The sequence below is a fragment of the Phytoactinopolyspora halotolerans genome (assembly GCF_010550675.1).
Classification (GTDB): Bacteria; Actinomycetota; Actinomycetes; order Jiangellales; family Jiangellaceae; genus Phytoactinopolyspora; species Phytoactinopolyspora halotolerans.
In genome coordinates, this window is sequence record NZ_JAAGOA010000008.1 from 113942 (window position 1) to 131335 (window position 17394).

General features: G+C 62.5%; 7 protein-coding genes. All 7 read right to left on the reverse strand.

Annotated features, from left to right (window positions below):
- Positions 1–152: 152 nt before the first annotated feature.
- Positions 153–1244 (reverse strand): McrC family protein, encoded by a 1092-nt coding sequence (locus tag G1H10_RS13320; protein ID WP_163738224.1) that lies wholly within the window; start codon positions 1242–1244, stop codon positions 153–155.
- Positions 1245–1320: 76 nt separating this feature from the next.
- The gene (locus G1H10_RS34535) at positions 1321–3600 is read right to left on the reverse strand and encodes an McrB family protein (RefSeq protein ID WP_216853230.1); all 2280 of its coding nucleotides are present in this window, start codon (positions 3598–3600) and stop codon (positions 1321–1323) included.
- Complete coding sequence (locus G1H10_RS13330; RefSeq protein WP_163738227.1) at positions 3597–7679, reverse strand: Eco57I restriction-modification methylase domain-containing protein; 4083 nt, start codon at positions 7677–7679, stop codon at positions 3597–3599. Before G1H10_RS13330 ends, G1H10_RS34535 begins: the two co-directional genes overlap by 4 nt.
- Positions 7676–10534: a DUF8741 domain-containing protein gene (locus G1H10_RS13335; RefSeq protein ID WP_163738230.1), complete on the reverse strand. Its 2859-nt coding sequence runs from the start codon at positions 10532–10534 to the stop codon at positions 7676–7678. The genes G1H10_RS13330 and G1H10_RS13335 overlap by 4 nt, the downstream gene beginning before the upstream one ends.
- On the reverse strand, positions 10531–15687 hold the full coding sequence (locus G1H10_RS13340; RefSeq protein ID WP_163738233.1) for a DEAD/DEAH box helicase family protein: 5157 nt from the start codon (positions 15685–15687) through the stop codon (positions 10531–10533). Before G1H10_RS13340 ends, G1H10_RS13335 begins: the two co-directional genes overlap by 4 nt.
- A gap of 540 nt (positions 15688–16227) precedes the next feature.
- Positions 16228–16494, reverse strand: coding sequence for a hypothetical protein (locus G1H10_RS13345; RefSeq protein ID WP_163738236.1), 267 nt, complete (start codon positions 16492–16494; stop codon positions 16228–16230).
- Positions 16495–16569: 75 nt separating this feature from the next.
- Positions 16570–17394 (reverse strand): ATP-dependent DNA ligase, encoded by an 825-nt coding sequence (locus G1H10_RS35020; protein ID WP_163738238.1) that lies wholly within the window; start codon positions 17392–17394, stop codon positions 16570–16572.

Here is a 17394-nt window from a genome sequence, read left to right on the forward strand (position 1 = left end):
TCACAAGTTGCCATCAAGATCGTTCATGCAAGCTAGAAACTGCAGATGACGGCGCTCCTCGATATCCGAAGCTCGCATCGTCGGGCCCTATCGACGACGTGAAGTTCGGATTCACCAACCTCGCGCTCGGCGCTCGCCTGGAATCCGCGAATTTACGCCGCCGCGGGAAGCGCCGCATGAACGAGCTGGTTGGCGGCGTCGAGGATTTGTTGAGGTGAACCTGATAGGTCGAGCGGGTACTGGACGACCTCGACGCTGGGGTCGGTGTTCACTATTTCGTGTACGACGGGTGCGGCTGCGCCTTTGGCATAGACGAGGTAGCCGCGACGTAACTGGAGAGCGGTGCAATAGGCGAGCATTTGATAGATGTCCGCGTTCGGCACGCCCCGGTCATCTCGTTCGATCTTGTATTTGGCGTCGAACACGGCCTGTGGTTCTCCGTTGACTACATGCACAACGTCCGGGCGCATGGTTACCCCACCCCCACGTGCAAGATCCACTGGATATTGCGGGGCCATCAACCCACGGTGTTCGGCGGCGGCTTCCTGCAGTGCAACCGTGACGAAGTCTTCGAACACCTTTGCCATGTTCACTACGAAGCTGGCGACCGGTACCTCTCCTGGGCCTATGGTCGCTGAGAGGTGACGCAGCACGATCTCTGCGATTCGGAGCGCCGGCTTGTACCGCTCGTTGAGGCGGGAAGGCAACCACGCCGGCGGCGATTGTCCGGGCGTAATCGGCACGACTCCGTCCAGCCGGCCATCGGCGTGTGACAGCCGCCGTCGAACTGAGGCGTCAAGGCGGGGCACGGCAAGCATCCGCCTGATCGCGCTTCGCAGGATCCGGTTCTCGGCTATGTCTACCGAGTACTCGTCGTAGGTGACTTCTACTGGGAGCGTCATCCCAGCTCGCTTGGACATATGGTCAGCTGTTCTGATCCGTCCCCGAACCAACATCAAGGAGTCGTCGTAGGTGACATATCCTTGCAGGATGCCAGATCGGATGGCGTGCTCCGTCTGGCGGGCTAGAAACTCCGCGACGACGGGCAGCATGTCAGTCTGTTCAACGCCCCCGACATCCTCAGCCCGGAAGCCTGGATCTGCCGCATAGCCAAGAAGGAAAAGGAGATTTCTAGGGCCAATCTTGGGTTGGACGATGACCTGGAACTCCCCGAAACGCAAGGCGCCGACTCGGTCGCCCGGAATCAACCGCCAGTGATCATCGCCCAAGGGCACGATGTCCACGAGGTTGTCATTCACTAGCGCCTGGGCCACTGAGCCAGGCAGACGTGCATCGAGTGACGCGCCGTGCTCCCATAGCTCAAGCCTCATCGCTTGGACCCCTGGCGCTGTCCGGATCGTCTGTCCCCTGTCCCGGCAGGCTGTCATCACGGATCTTCTGTTCGATTTGCGCGGCAATCCGGGCTTGAATCGACGCCAACCCGTATCGCGCGCGAACCTGATCGCGGCCCAGGCGGCCGTAATAGTGCTCCTGGAGTAGCGGCAGGATGGAGTACTCCCAGATCCGCGCCAGGCCGCCTTCGCGTTCAGTATCTGCCGTCATAAGGTACGACGGTCCGATCTTGAAGTCACGATCCTCCGCGCCGATGGCGTCATTCAACGCATCCAACAGAAACGCACGGTCAAGATCCTTGTGGTTCGCATGCAACCAGTTCCTCAACAAGTCGCGGACTGGAGGCTCGTCAGGATGAAGCTCAATGAACGCGAAGCGGCGACGGATCGCAGCATCCACCAGTGCAATGGAACGGTCCGCGGTGTTCATCGTGCCGACGACAAACACGTTGGGTGGCAAGGTGAATGACTCGCCGGGCGAGTATTGCAGGCGTACTGAATCGCGTCGGTACTCCAACAGGTAGTACAGCTCACCGAACACCTTGGCGAGATTGGCTCGGTTGATCTCGTCCACAATGAGCACGTACGGACGCCCCGGATCGTCGCGAGCCTCGGAGGCGATCTGCCGGAGCGGCCCAGGCTGAAGCTGAAACCCGACTGTTCCGTCCGCACCAGATACGGGCCGGTATCCCTCGAAGAAGTCCTCGTATGTATACGACGGATGAAACTGTACGAGCCGCACCGCGTCCGGATCGGTGACGTGTCGGGCGAGCGCCCGGGCCAAGTATGTCTTTCCGGTACCTGGAGGACCGTAGAAGATCACCTGTTGCCGGTCCTGCAGGACGTCCAGCGATTCCTGCAGCCATTCCTGTTCGATGTGGAGGCGCATGGCGAGTTCAGCATTCGCAGAGCGCAGCGATGGGACGTCCACTTCGAACTGCAGCGCTGGTGCTTCGTCATGCGGTTCCGCCTGATCTTCTGCTTCGACCAGGCTAAGCAGCGCGTCGAGCGCTCCGGTCAAGTCGACCACTGCGCCCTGCTGATCGATGTCGGCGGCCAGAGGGGCGGGCAGTTGGTCAACGTCGAAGGATTGATCAGCCCATTCCGTCGGGCGTCTCAACCGACCTTCGTCAGAGTCGGAATACGTCGCATCGCCCGTCACCTGACCGATCCACACCTGGCCATCGACAATGGTCACGACTACGTCGTCCGACGCCATCCGGGTCAAGAAGATGTGGTACTCCGTCGTGAGTTGCAACCGCTGTGCGTAGTCCGTGTGTTGATACCCCTCTTCGACCGCAGCGGCCACCTGGTGCCGGTCGCTTCCAGGCTCGACGACGCCAAGGTGCGTCGCCGCCAAGGACACGAACCCTTCCCGCCGCCAACGCTCAACGAGCGCATCCTCCCCACCCTGCGGCCGTCGTGGCCGGACCAACCATGCACGCCGAGTGGACCGGTCCCTGTCAGGACGCCACTGCTCGACATAAGGGCTGGCGTAGTAGTCGAAGTATCCGCCGTGCCGTTCCTGTAACCGTAACGTGAGTTCGAACAGGTCACGGTCCTGGTCGCCTGACCGCGCCGCCTCATCAGAGAACGACTTGAGTATTCGCTGTTTGTCGTCCACGTTGATGATCGGGAGGAAATGGTGCGGAAAGCCAAAGTAGAGCAGGCACTCCCGCAAGGATGGCAGCACTTCTGTCGCACGGACCGCATTACGCCATTCCCACGGATCATTCAATGCTTTTTGCCGCTGCAACTCTTCCAGTTCCCACCAATGTTGGAGAAACTCGACCAGGTGTGCCAGCCACCGCCAGATATGCTGATGAGCGCCTTGGCCGCCGTGCCAACTGCCCTCGGCGAAAGCTTCGACTACTTCGGACGGCAATGTCGGGCTGTGCTGCATCCATCCCAACACCGTTTCGATCCGTCGACGTTTCGACTCTTGAGTTAGGTTGGCCAAAGGCAACGCATGCACCGTCAACAGCTCGGCCGCCAGCAAGATCGTCGAGTCCGGCGCGCCCTTGAGCTGGCGTTCAAGCTTCACGATGAACGCGTCACCGCTCACATCAGGCCGATCGTTGTAACGTTCACGAAGATCGTTGACGACCTCCGCAGACCACGCCCCAACCTGCGGCGCGAAAAAGGATGCACCTGTTCCCAGCCCGGACTCAATCATGCGTCTAGCCACAGTCCGGACCCGCTTATCCGACGGCTTCGGGATCAGAACACGGTCGGTCGACTCGGTCACTGCTCGTCCGCCTCCTCCGGCAGGGGTAATGGTGTCGCCCAGTCTGGCCTGGACGACTCCGGATGGCGCGGGCCTTGCCCCGGTTCCGGATCGACAATCGACTGGTAAGGAACGCCGGTCCGTATCGCCTCAGCCATCGCGTCATAGACCTCAAGGATCAACCGCTTAGTCCGGTACTCACCATGCGCCGCCTCATCCTTGCGCCGGACGATCGGAAACGTATCCATCACGTAATCAACTTCATCGCGATCCAGCCCATATAAATGGAACATCGCAGCGTCCAACTCAGCACGAATCAAGCGCCGTCGCTCCGGAATCCATCTAAACGGTGGACCACCGTCCCCAATGTCCCGCGCGAACCCTTCCATGTCCCAAGCCGTCCATGCTAACTCAGCCGCCCGGGCAGAGATCCACTGTGCAACGCTGTAACGAGAGAACCACTCACACTTCACATGCAGAGATTTTCGCGCAGGAACCGCCAATTGTTGGAAGTAGTTGAACGTGAAATTCGTCCCTCCCAACTTTTGGCGTGCGACATAGTCCAACGCAAATGATGCCAAAGCATCGAGAAAGATCGGAGGGGTTCCGAGAATTAGCGGCGTTGAGTGCCCCACCGCCGCCCGAGAGAATGCGAAGCCGATGGTCGTTCGTTCATCCGTGCTCCGGCAGACGTTACGCCAGCCGAGTAGCCAGTCTCGATCCCAGCGGCCATTGAGCCGTTCTCCTACCTGCTTCTCGGCGACCCAGTAGCGAGGAAGCGCCACGAAGGTTGAATCGTCCTTCTCGTCGAGAGTTACCTCGCGTGTGGAGCCATCGCGCTCATATGTCGCCCAGCGATGGTCATAGTGATGGAGCATCTTCGCCTCGTACAGCGGGAGCATGCGGGCGTTGTCCTTGGTGAAGATGTTGCCGTGCCGTTTCCATCCGTCGGCTTCGAGTTCCTCGCGGGTGTGGAACTTGTCGGAGTCCGAAGTCATGTTGAACAAGCCCTGCATAAACGAAACGCCCCATGGATTACCGTCTGGATCGCCCTCACGGACCAAGATCGGCACGCGGCGGTAGATGCCTAGGGTGATCTCGGCATCGCTGCGGCTGCGAAAGACTGGGCAGGTGCCGGTGTTGGGGTTGAGGAGTTTGATCTCGTCGGGTGTCAACGCGAATCGTTTGCCTGGTTCGTCAAGCTCAGTGGCGTCATGCACGAAGAACGCGAAATCCGCCGCTGCTTCGTGCTCGTCTCGCCCGGCGAGGGTGAGTAGACAGAACTTGAACGACCGGTGCACGCCTGCAAAGACTGGCTTTGCATTTTCGAAGTCGAAAAGGCTCGCGAGCGATGCTGTTTCCACCAGGTCTCGGAAGAAGTACTGTGTAGTGGCGTCAGTTGCTATTCCTGTGGGAAGAATGACCCCGAGTCGGCCGGCGGGATCGATCAATGATCGGTCTGCTTCGGCGAAAATTGCATACGTGTTGATCCGCCCCCGTCCCGTGAGTTCGTATCGCCCGCTCGTACGTGTGAAGGCGCGGACGCCGTCCTCGCGACGCTTGGCCGCAACGAATTCTTCCCATAATGCTGGGTCGCCCTGTACGAGGTCGTTGATTAGCTGCTTACGCTTCGCACCCGTCGCGCTCGCAATCTCGGGATCTCGTGCGGCGAAGAATTCCTGCTCTTTGAGTTCCGTGTGCTCCCAGGGTGGGTTGCCGAGTACGCACGAGAATCCCCCGGACCATCCGTCCGGGCCTAGTTCTCCCTCCACGTCAAAGATGTCAGGGAATTCAATGTGCCAGTGGAGGAAGCGATACTGCTCGGCCAGGCGCGCGATTTCATTTGCCGTGACATCCTGACGCGGACCGTCAGCAGCGGCAGCCTCGTGTAGCCAGTCCTCGGTGGGCGGTGGAGGCGCGCCCTCAGTCTTGTGCCATACGAAGGCGGCGCACCACGCGTCTGCGAGTTGCCTGGCGTGCCGCACCTGGTCCGATTCATCGGCGGCGAAGTACGACGCCGCCAAGCCGCGCGTCTCGTTGGCGGACTCAGCCAGGCCGCCGTTCGCGGTGCCCAGGGACTTGGCAAGTGTCGACGTTGTCACGCCTAGGTCGTCGTCATCGAGTCGAAGCCATCCGTGCTCCCGATCACGTCGCTGTTTCGCGTTGGTGGCTTTCATGGTTTTAGCGATCTTCTTGTCATCGCCCGTCAGGATCGCACTGAACGCCGCGTCCGGGACGCCGTCGGCGAGAAGTTTCGGCGTGGCACCGAGCAGCGAGTTGCCGACCTTGATGTGGGCATCGAGGAAGCCAAGGGGTTTACCTGGCTCAAGGGCGGCCATCCATAGGGATACCTTGGCGAGCTCTGCGGCCAGGTCGTTCATGTCGACGCCGTAGATACATTGTCCGACGACTTCGCGTAGTGCGTGGTACTCGTCGGCCGCTGTCGGCTCGTCGTCAGTGGCTCGCACCCCGGCGAGTCGCTTGGCGATCCGGCGTGCCGCGGCGACAAGGAAGTGCCCGGATCCACAAGCGGGGTCGCAGACGGTGAGCTTGAGCAGTCGGCGTTCGGCGTCGCTGTGGTCTACCGCTTCTTTGACTGCTCGGTCGAGCAACGGGTCGAGGGCGGTGTCCAGGAGCGAGTTCACGAGTGCGGGTGGCGTGTAGTAGGAGCCTGTGGTCTTTCGTTCGTTTCCTGAGACGCGCTCCAGGGTGAAGATCTGTTGGCCGAGGTCGACTCGCGGCACCAGTTCCAGCAGCGATTCGTAGACGCTGCCGAGTTCTTCGGAGTCGAGATTGCGGTAGTCGACTGGTTGGACTCGGCCACCCGGTCCTTCGATCCAGCTGAGCGCTCGTATCGCTGCGAGGAAGTCTTCATTGCGCAGTGATGCACCCAACAGCAGGTCTGGGTCGGGTGCGCCTTGGACAGGTGTGAGTCGGCGGTCAGGGTCGAATAAGCCTCCGAGTGCAGGAAGACCAATGGCCGGTTCACCAAGTCCGGTAGTTGCGCCGTCACCGCCCAGGGCATAAAGCACCAGCACCTGGGCGTCCCATAGGTCGCTATGAGGTCCTCCGGCACGTACCCGCGCTAGGCGGCGTAGCCTTGCCGTGCTGAAGTATTTGGCATACCGCTCATGTGCGGAGACGGACGCTGCGGGATCGAGCAGCGCATCGCGGTCTTCGGCAACGAAGACGAATAGCAGCCGATAGACGAGTCGCAGCAGGGCTCGCTGATAGTCGGCGTTAGACAGCTGTCCTTCCGTTCGCAGCGCATCGACGAGCCAGCTGTTTCTCGGGTGCCGGATAAATCCAGTGCCTAGTGCGGCGATTGCTGCTTCCACACCGACGCGCAGCTGATCCAAGGCGCGGGCTCCGGCCGCCACAGCGTCGTTGCGCCAAGATTCCAGCCAGCAGTCCGCCGGCGCCGCCTCCGGTCCGTTGCGCTTCTCCAGTCTGGATACGTGGGCGAGCTGCCAGAAGAGCAAGAACTCGGAGAAGAGCTCACCGTCGAATATGGCCTCAAGGTCGATCTCAAGGTAGGCGGCACCGGACAGTGCCGTCGAGTCACGCAGGAGCCGAAGCTTGCGGCCGTTCGACAGGATCGCCCACAGGTGCCCGTCGGTGCGGTTGAGGAATTCCTGGACCATGGCTTGTGGCTGCCGGGCTGCACCCGCGACGCCTGGGCTGCGCTTGTCGAGGTCGACACCTGGCCCGAGGAGGTGGATGGGCACGTGGTCCCACCGATGCGAGACAGGATATTCCTGGTCGCCGATGGTGAAGCCACCGGCGACGGTGGGAACTTGGCCGTACCCGAACTCCCGCAAGAGCACTTGCAGCCACCGCTCACGTGTAGTTTGCGCACGAGTATCGTCCATGCCCGCTGGCTGACGCTTCTGCGCCTGCCGCCAGCCTGTGTATGCCCCGCGGAGATACTGCCAGGCCCGGCTCGCCGCGTCGCGCAGGTTCTCACCGCTCGCCAGGTGGTACGACGTCGGCGCAAGGCTGGCCTGGTCAACCGCGTTCGATCGGATCCGTTCCAGCATCGACGGCGGGACGATTCCGCCGACGGAACGGATCGCCTGAAGGCCGTTTACCTGGCTCATCGTTGTCCTCCCGCCGGCCGGTACACATACACACCAAGAATGTCCACGGGAAGTTGCGGCCGAACCTCAAGCCCTCGGACACCGAGCGCCCCGGCACGTTCTCCCCTAGCGGCGGTACGGACTCGGATGTGAGCTTCGCGCAGTTCCTCGGCGATAGCCTGGGCCTGCTCGTTAAGCAGCGGAGTCATGTCCGGTAGAGCATCGAGCACATGACCGATCATGTTCCGTGCCACGTCTTCGGGGATGTTTGCTGTCGGTCGTGAATCGAGGAGCTGCTCGACGGCGTCCTGGCCGAGCCAGTTCGGCGCGGTCGGGGGCCCGGTGAACGCGAGCACTCGTGCTTCCTCCGCAACGTGAGTCTCGGTAACGTTCCTTCCTGGCAGCGTGACATGGATGCGGAATCGTGTCAGGAGCGCCACGGTCGGCTGCTCGATCTCTGCACTGGTAATTACCCCGCACCGCCTTGCGGGTCTGTTCTCGGGTGGGAGTGCGTCGTCCAGGGCGGCGTCGAGCGTGTAACGTGCGAGTGCGGTGACGCGGGGGTCTGTCCGGAACAAGACGGACGCTGCGCGTGGTGCCGGCAGGTCCCGGTAGAAGTCGATCTGCGATTCCGTCCGTCCAAGTGCGTCGCGTAGCCCCACCGGCAATCCCGCCAACTCAACCCGAAAGCCATACTCGGCCGTCCACAGGTCCGCGCCCAGCTCGTGCAACGCCGCTCGGACGAATGCGTCGACATCGTCGGGACTACCCAGTGCCTGTCGTGCCGCCTGAACCTCGCGCATCACCTCGGCCTCGTGAATGGAGCGCTGTGCAAACCGGGTACGGCTTTGCTTTTCCTGCTCAGCGGTGCTGCGCCACTCCTCCTCCAGCTGGTCCGCTTCACCACGACCTTCGATATCGAGGGCGAGCTGTTCAGACTCCCGGCCGCGAAGCAGAACGCCTTCAACCAGCGCGCTGAGCACCTGATCGCTTTGACTGGGCACAGGGACACTCACGCCGAGGTCTCGCCGGATGGCTTCGTGCTTGCGCAGCAGCACATCGAGCACAATCCCGTCGATGCCCGTGTCCTCGCCATAGATAGTCACGGCTCGCACAGTCTCTGCCGGCTGACCGAAGCGATCCACACGGCCTTCTCTTTGCTCATGTCGAGTGGGGTTCCAGGCCAGGTCGTAGTGGACAACAGCCTGGAAGTCACGTTGTAGATTGATGCCCTCGGACAGGCAGTCGGTCGCGACCAGAACCTTCGGCGCACCATGAGCAGCTTCGGATAGCTGGGTCACGCGGGCCGCCCGATCATCGGGGGCGAGTGTTCCGGTGACAACTTCGATAGTGACGCCTCGTAACTTCTGGCGCAGGTGCTCGGTGACGTACTCGGCGGTTTGGATGAAGCGGCAGAACACGACCGGGTGGAAGCCGTCCTTCAACAGGCCGTTGAGCGTCGTGACCAGGGTGGAGAGCTTGACGTCCTCGTCCACGGGCATCGCCAAAGCTCTCTTCCGGAACGCTCGCAGTATTCGGCTCTCCCGGCTTTCAGCTGTTTCATCATCGGCCGCTATGGCGCCTGGCACAGCGTCCGCCCCGTCAAGGGCATCGTCGTCGGCGCTGTCCAAAACATCGGCCGCGCCCAAAGCGTCCGCGGCATCGATGCTCTCAGCTCCAGCGGCCGATGCGCGCACCTCAAGGGTCGCGGCCGCCGCAGCTGGTGATGAGGCGAGGGTGCGCAGCAGAGAGAGCGCGGACCACCAGCGCACTCGCTGTTCCAGCTGGGTCCCCGTGCGGTCCTGCACCCGCCCTCGCACGTACGCGAGGACATCATCGAAAAGCGCACGGTACTGCGGCGACAGCTTGTAGGCGCGTTCCCTCGTCGTGCGATCCGACGGGAACTTCGTGTCAGCGTTCACGTAGTGACGGATGTCAGCACGACGACGCTGCACCATGTGAGTCGCCAGCAGCGCCCGTGCGCGCTCCTGGCGCAGGTCAGCCGTCTTCAGTTCGGGGTCGAGGAGCCCTACGAGGTTGCGAAACGAACCCTCGTTTCCGCTGTGCGGCGTGGCAGTCACGAGTATCAGGTGACGTGCGGGGTCGTCGGCAAGCTCCAGCAACAGCCGGTATCGCTGGGTGCGGCCTCTGGTTCCCCTGCCCGCGTCGTCGGTGACCGACGCGTGGGCTTCATCGACAATGACCAGGTCCGGGGCTGCCCGGAGGAAATCATCTCGTCTCCGGTCGGCCTTGATGAAGTCGGTCGACACCACTGTTACCGGGTAGCGCTCGAAGATCGACTGCCCGTATTCCAGGCCACGTTCAAGACGCGATACGGTCCCACGCAAGACCAGCTCTGGCTGCATGCCAAACTTCGTCGAGAGCTCTTCTCGCCACTGCTCTGCAAGGCTCGGCGGGCATACGACCGTCAGGCCGCGAGCCGACCCTTGAGCAAGGAGTTCAGCCGCAACGAGGCCTGCCTCAACGGTCTTGCCGACACCTACGTCATCGGCGATCAGCAAGCGCACCGTCTCTTGTCGCAGCGCTAGCAGGAGAGGAACAAGCTGGTACGGTCGCGGTTCCACAGCCAGCCCAGCCAGGCTCCGAAACGGCCCCCCGCTGGAACGGAATCCGATCCGCAAGGCGTCACGAAGTAACCGAGCACTGCGGTCGTCGCCGAGGTCGTCGGGGCGAGGAGGCGGAAACGACGCGCTCTCAATCTGCTCGATTCCACGCAGCACACCCGCCACATCCGCATCACCGCCACCTAACGGACGCACCACGAGCACGGCGTCGTCGCTGTCCGGAAGCACCACCCATTCGCGCCCCCGCGCCCGCACAAGCGAGCCAACCGGGAACTCCTTCTGGACCGTCACGCAACCCCCTCATAGAACACAGAACGATTCTCGGATATGACCTCTGCTGGATCGTCAAACCAGCCGATACGGATCACATTCCACCCGCCAAACGCCAAAGCACTGATGTCGCGTGTTTCGTGTTCGGTATCTATCACGACGACCGACGGGACGGCCGCGGTCTCGTAGACGAGGTCGACCTGTACTCCGTCGACCTCCGAGTCGATACGGTCCGGACGCCGTGCCCCGGACTCGCGGACTATTTCGAGCACTTCTCGCAAGCGACCCTCGATGTCAGACAAGGGGAGATCCTCCCAAGGCTTGGAACTCTCACCAGGACTGTCCGCGTGAGGATTCGTGGAACCGCCGACGAGCGACCTCAACGTGTCGATGACCTCTCTTCGGTCGATCTGCTCGTGGTAGAGCTGATTGCCGTATGACAAGAGGCACCGATAACAGCCCCGGACACATGCGTCCTCGAAGTCCTCGCCGTTGTCCGGGTCCACGTGGATGATGCGAAGTGCTTCCCTGGCCGCGGCCGCCAAGGCGTCGGGCTCGGCCTGCAATCGACGCAAAACACCGGCTCCGCCTTCGGCCGCCTCGACGTACAGGATCCTGCCTCGTCCATCGCTGTCGGGTAGCTGCTCACTGAGCAGTTCGGAGTCCTCAAGCTGGAACGTCGCTTCGATGCCGCGTTCCAAGGCGTACTGGAGGGTGCGGGCCTGCTCGTCCGTCACGGAGCCAGTCCACCGAACGACCAAGATGTTGCGGCGGTCCTGCACGTACGGGACGACCCGCGCCTTCCGGGGGACGCTGTCAGCCGTGGTCTCGAACTGCTCGTCGTCATCGGTCCCGTCTTCTTCGACGTCCTTCTCCGTTAGCCAGCGCCCTTGGACGAGGTCCAGGGGGAAGCCATGTAATTCTTGGTGCTGGCGTCGCTTGCGTCCCAGGTTGATCACGCGGATCTCCGCCGAGTCGCCGTAGGCCAGCTCCGCTAGAGGAGTGCCGTCCGAGGAGATCGCCTCGGCGGTCAGGCGGCCAGTCCTTCCTCCGCGAGGTACGAACCGGTAGGTAGTCAACAGGTCGAAGCCCACCCGGTTTCGCTCTTCCTCGTCTGCACTGATCCGCTGCCGCCGACGGGTCACGACAGTCTGGAGGTGCAACATGCCCTTGAGAGTCACCCGGAGCGGGGCTGCACATTGCTCACATACGTCAGTGCCGGCTCCGCGAAGATGGTGGTAGCCGCAAGCCTCGCATACGCGCGCTTCCGTCAGCACGACATCTGATCCGCCCGTGCCCTGACTTTGGCGGGGCAGGTTCACCCGAGTCACCTGATAGCGGGCACCCTCGTGGTAGATCAACGCACCGGGGCCGAACTCGGAAATGGCGAGAAAGCGCGGACGCTGCAGCCAGGTGTTCTCCCGTCCCTGCATGCCCGGTATGTAGGCGGATAGCGGCAGCCGTGGGAAGGAGTATCCCGGCAAGAATCCCTCGCTGGCCAGGTAGCGGTAGGTGTAAAAGTCCGATTGTCCAGTCTCGTTTGTCTCGTTGAGCAGGAGATTCATTCGCTGGATCGCTTCGCGCCACCGTTGAGTTGCGTCCAACCGGTCAGCTTTTCGGGCTGCGGCATTGCCCGCCATGGCATCGGCTTCGCGCCTCTCCGCCTCCACTACGCTGTATAGATCGCGCCACCTTTGGCAAGCCGTATCAAAGGCGCTGTATGCGCCTTCGATCACGTCGTCGATCCAGCTCGCAGTCCACCATGGAGCACGTTCGAGTTGTTCTTGCAGTGGCGCGAGCAGTGCCCGAACCGTCGAGGCAGCTCGCTTGCGCGCACCCTGGTCTTGCAGTCCTTCGGCGAGCTCCGCGCGCACTGGATAGGCGGGCTCACCGAGATCTAAGACATCCGCCAGTGACCTGCCCAGCTCTTGGCCCGTTTCGGCCAGCCATACGGCGTGCACGTGCGAACGCATCAAGTCTTCGTTTGCGAGGTCTAGTCGTGGCGGTTGCACACGTCCTGAGACCATGAGCTGAGGCCGCTGGAAGTAGTACGAGTCATGGCTGTTGCCGCTCGCGCAGTAGGTCACCACCACGGCCGGTTGCCCTGAGCGCCCGGCGCGACCGCTGCGCTGCGCATAGTTGGCCGGCGTCGGGGGCACGTTCCGCATCGCTACAGCATTGAGCGAACGGATATCGACACCGAGTTCCATCGTGGGTGAACAGAACAGCAGCGGCAGGGTGCGTGCCTCACCAAAGCGCCGCTCCCGATCCTCCCGGTCTTCGGCGCGTACTTGAGCTGTGTGCTCCGCCGCGCGCAATCCGGCCAGGTCCGTGCCTGCTTGCCGGTACAAGTCACGGAAGAACGGCACTACCCGAGGTGACTGGTCCGGTTCGAATCGCCGGCGTACGGGATCGGGAACTCCGTGATCACCGGTTCCAGGTCTCAGCACCATCGTCGAGGAGTTCAGCCGATAACCTACGTCGCCGTCCGCATTGACCTGGGTCACGACGCCTTGAGCGGCTAGTAGGCTCACGAGCGCGTCGATGATGTCTGTCGCTTCTTCCGTACTCAGCTCGTCGCCGAATCTTTCGGCCTGACGTAGCCAGCGACCATAGGCGCTACGTCCGGACATATGCAGTTTGTTGCGATACGACCCCGACCCCGCTCCTACGACAGCCAGCCCAAGTGGAGGGTCAGGCTCGTTGTCTGGGACGGACCATAGGCCGGTCAGATTGTCGCGGCTCTCACGGCGCAGGCGCTGAACGAACTCATCAGTCAAGGCATGCGAGTCGATCGCAAGCACACGTCGCATCTCGTCCAACAACACATGGGCAAGCTCAGCTCTCAAACCCGGTGCCGCTGAGCGCAGCCGGGGATGGGTGTCCTGCCACACCTCATCTATCTGGGCGAGTTCCGCAACGTCTGGGTAGTCGACGATCAGAAGACCAGTGCGTTCCAGGTTCGGGAGCGTGATGCGCCAAGACGCCTGCATGTCGCGCATTGCTCGGTACTCGACGACGTTCCTCAGAGCCCGCAGCACGCGGTGGCGCCCGACGATTGCATCGGGTGCCAGTGCATACTCAGCTGGATCGAGAGACAACGCCCGGGTCACAGCCTCGCCGAGCTCCAATGCGTGCAAACCGTCGCTGCCTACGCGCTGTGCTTCTTGAGCGGCTCGGTAGATGGCAGCGCGCAGTTGCACGATCAAGGCGAAATCGTTGAAATGCCCTGCCTGCAAGCTGGCGTCCTGACGGTTGTCCACAAACGTCAGGAGTTTCCGTGCCTCACTGGGCAGATCGTCATCACTAATGGATCGCAGGGTGCTCAAGATGCTCGCCGAGATAACACTCATCGCGCTGCTGCGACCTTCTCGGTCGAGCGTGACCAGCTTGGCGAACTCGTTCGTCCTCGGTGCCTCGTAACTAACCCCACAACGCAAGCAGAAGCGAAACGTGCCGGGAATCCACGCCGCAAGAGTCGATCCGTCCCCGGGATCGGTCGGTGACGATGTGCCGTCCACGTCAACCCAGCATCGGCGCGGAACGTACGAACGGCGGTACCTCACCACCTCAAGACCCGAAGACGTCTGGGTCAACCACGATCCGGGAAGCCGGCCCTCGGCGATCGGGTTCGCGGGCCATTCCCGGTCAGCGGAGACGAACAGATAGCCGTCCGCGCCGTCGCTGGGACGCAACGCATGCCGCGCCCGGAAAACCGTGTCCCCCTCGTCCGTCTCCTCCTGTCGGACGAGCAAGTAATCCTGACCGCACTCTCGGCAGAACGCGAGCGGAAACAGTCGCCGCTCCGGTTCACCCGACAAGACGACTTGGTACTGCGTGGTGATCTCTCTGACGTCCTCACGCTCCGCAGTCGCGAAGATCGTGCCGCCCTTAGATAGGAACTGGTGCAACCGGAACGCAAACAGGGGTCTGTTAGTTTCGCCGTCGCGGATGCGTGAGCCGGCAAGCAGAGTCGCCCTGATGGCAGTCGCACATGACTCCAGCGGCTCACCAGTGACACGGGCAAGCGTTTCCGCGGACTCCACGATAGTGCGAGGGCTGCGCCGGACGAGGATGCCGGTACCCGGTTCCGGAATCAAGCCAAACTCAGCTTCGATCCACGCCGCAAGTGGGTCAGCGCGGAACGACTCGAACGGTGCACGAAGCGACGGGTCATCTGCTTCCACATCCCCGCGGGCCCTAACAGCTGCCTTCAAATCAGCCGGATCTGGATCACGAACCGACGTAGCACGGACGAGAGTTTCCGTTATGACGTTCCTTGGCGCCACCTCGGTGCCGAATATCTGCGTCGCTACCCTGGCGACCTCCTGACGCTGATCGGCGATCGTATCGCCACTCGCCATGGTCGCGGACGTGCCGATGCATTGGAGAGTGTCATGCGCGTGGCAGGCTTCTCGGACCCGACGGACGAGCATCGCCACGTCGGCACCCTGCCGACCACGGTACGTATGCAGCTCGTCCAGAACGAGGAACCGCAACCCACTCGCAGCACGTATCAGGTGTTTACGCTCCTCCGGCCGCGTCAATACCAACTCAAGCATCACATAGTTGGTCAGCAGAATGTCCGGGGGATCAGCCAGGATCCGGCGCCGCTCCTCGTCGCTCTCCTGGCCGGTGTAACGGGCAAACGTGACCGGAGGACCAGCTGGGTACCCATGGCTCAGAAACTTGGCCAGTTCTTCGCGTTGCGAGTTTGCCAGGGCGTTCATCGGGTAGACGACGATGGCCCTGACGCCTCGCCCGGATCCCTCACGCAGAACGGCGTCGACGATCGGGACGATATAGGCGAGCGACTTGCCTGAACCCGTCCCGGTAGTAAGGACGTACGAAGCGCCGGTCCGCGCGACGTCGACCGCGTCGCGCTGATGCTGGTGCAGGGTGATGGGCCGAGCTCCCGTATCCGCAACATCTTCCTTGACCCGGAAAACCCGCCCGCACTCCTCGTGAAGAATCCCATGCGCGACCAACTCGTCGACGCTTCCACCCGGCTGAAAGGCAGGGTTGAGCGCAAGATGGGGAGGCGGCCATTGAGCACCGCGCGCTGTCTCCTCCACGACCTTGGCACGGATCCGCTCATCGTGGATTTCAACGAACCCCTCGCTGAACGCGGCGTAGTCCTTGATCAACCGGTCGTGTACCCGAAACGCGTCCACAGCCCTCCCTCCCTTCGCAGCACCCATGCTGCACGGCACCCCGGACAGAAGCACATCATGCGCGCGAATTCGGTATCAACACGTTGCCGCACGCTCACGCCCGCCGTCGTGAGCCGGCAGAGCACCCGTCCTCAACCGAACGTCGCGCTCATCGGCTCGATGGGCGACCAATCAGCCTAACTGCCCTTGATCCAAGGAGCCGAAGTACTCGCTGAACGGGCCGGCAATCACGTTGCGAGCCAGCTCCTGTCAGTCGACGTAACAGCGATAGCGCACCGCCCCACTGTGCACATGGCTATGGCGGGTGCAAAGGCCATGGACACAGATCACCGCAAGATTGTCCTGACGGTTGGCATGTTGCGGCTCTCGGTTGCCTACGCCGGGATCATGCCGGATAGCTTGGTGGGCGTCGATGCCAGTGTCGATACACGGTGGAGTCAACCGACCCCGCATTTCCGGGGACGTACACCGGTGATGATCTCTACGCCGGCATCGGCGACGATATCGACGCTGAGCAGGCTAGGCAGGCAATCGGCCGCTCTATGCACTACTGTTGCGGTACACGTCTGCCGGTTTGACCCACACACCGAGAGCGTGGCGTCGCCGGTCGTCGATCTCGACATACACGTGATCGGCGTCCCACCGACGGGCGAGACCTCTCACGTACTCCTCGCCGTCCTTCTCCCAGATCAGCCGGACGCGAACCTTGATGCCCGGCTCATGGTTCCGGAACGAGCGGGGATGCGCTGGCCAATGCTCGTTCAAGATGGCCTGCTCCAGCAGCACATGTGGAGGCTTCCCCGTCACGTCCACCAAACTAGAACACAGGTACGAATGATCGCCAGCGGCGGGCGTGAACAGCCGAGCTGCTAGCCGCCACACTCAAGATCGAGGTCGCACGGGACGTCGTCCGGGGTCAAATCGGCGCGCAGGCGCAGGTACCGCGCACCGTGACGCCAGCGTATGCCGTGCGTCGCGGTGTCCACCCGCGCTTCCACCACCACGCTCGGTTCGACTCTGAAGCACGGGGTGGGATCCGGCGTATTCCACCCGGGTGGAAGTTGCGCAGGCCACGGATGATCCTCGCCTGCCGGCGTGATCACTGAGGCCACCTGCGCCGCGGCGTGCACGCTGAGCGGTACCGTGCGCCCGGCGATCACCAACTCGCCAGTCGCAGAAGAGCACCGGCCAAGTATCAGATGCTCCGGACGCTGCACGGCGCCCGGTGACTCCGCCAATCACGAACTCCGTGGTGGCGTACTGCTTGACCTTCAACCACGAACGCCGACCCGGCTCGTACCGTCCGTCCAAGCGCTTCGCAACGACACCTTCGACACCGACGCCGGCCAAGGCGTCCATCCACACCCGGGCATCCTCCACATCGCCAGACTGCATGCCGAGCACGACACGAGAAGCATCCGTCGTGCCGGCGATGACGAGTTGTTCCAGGCGACCGCCGCGCTCGTCCAGACGACGCGGTCGCAAATCGTCACCGCCCTGCTGCAACAGGTCAAAGACGATGTAATGACACGGTTCCTGCCCGGCACGCCGCCGCGCCTCGGCCCCACGTGCGCGGTGGCGACGCTGCAACGCGCCGAAATCAAGCCGCCCGCCCTCCGACCACCTAACGATCTCACCATCCAGCACCGTCAACGGCGCAAACGCCTTCCCTACCGCCGTGGCGATCTCCGGGAACGAATCCTGCAT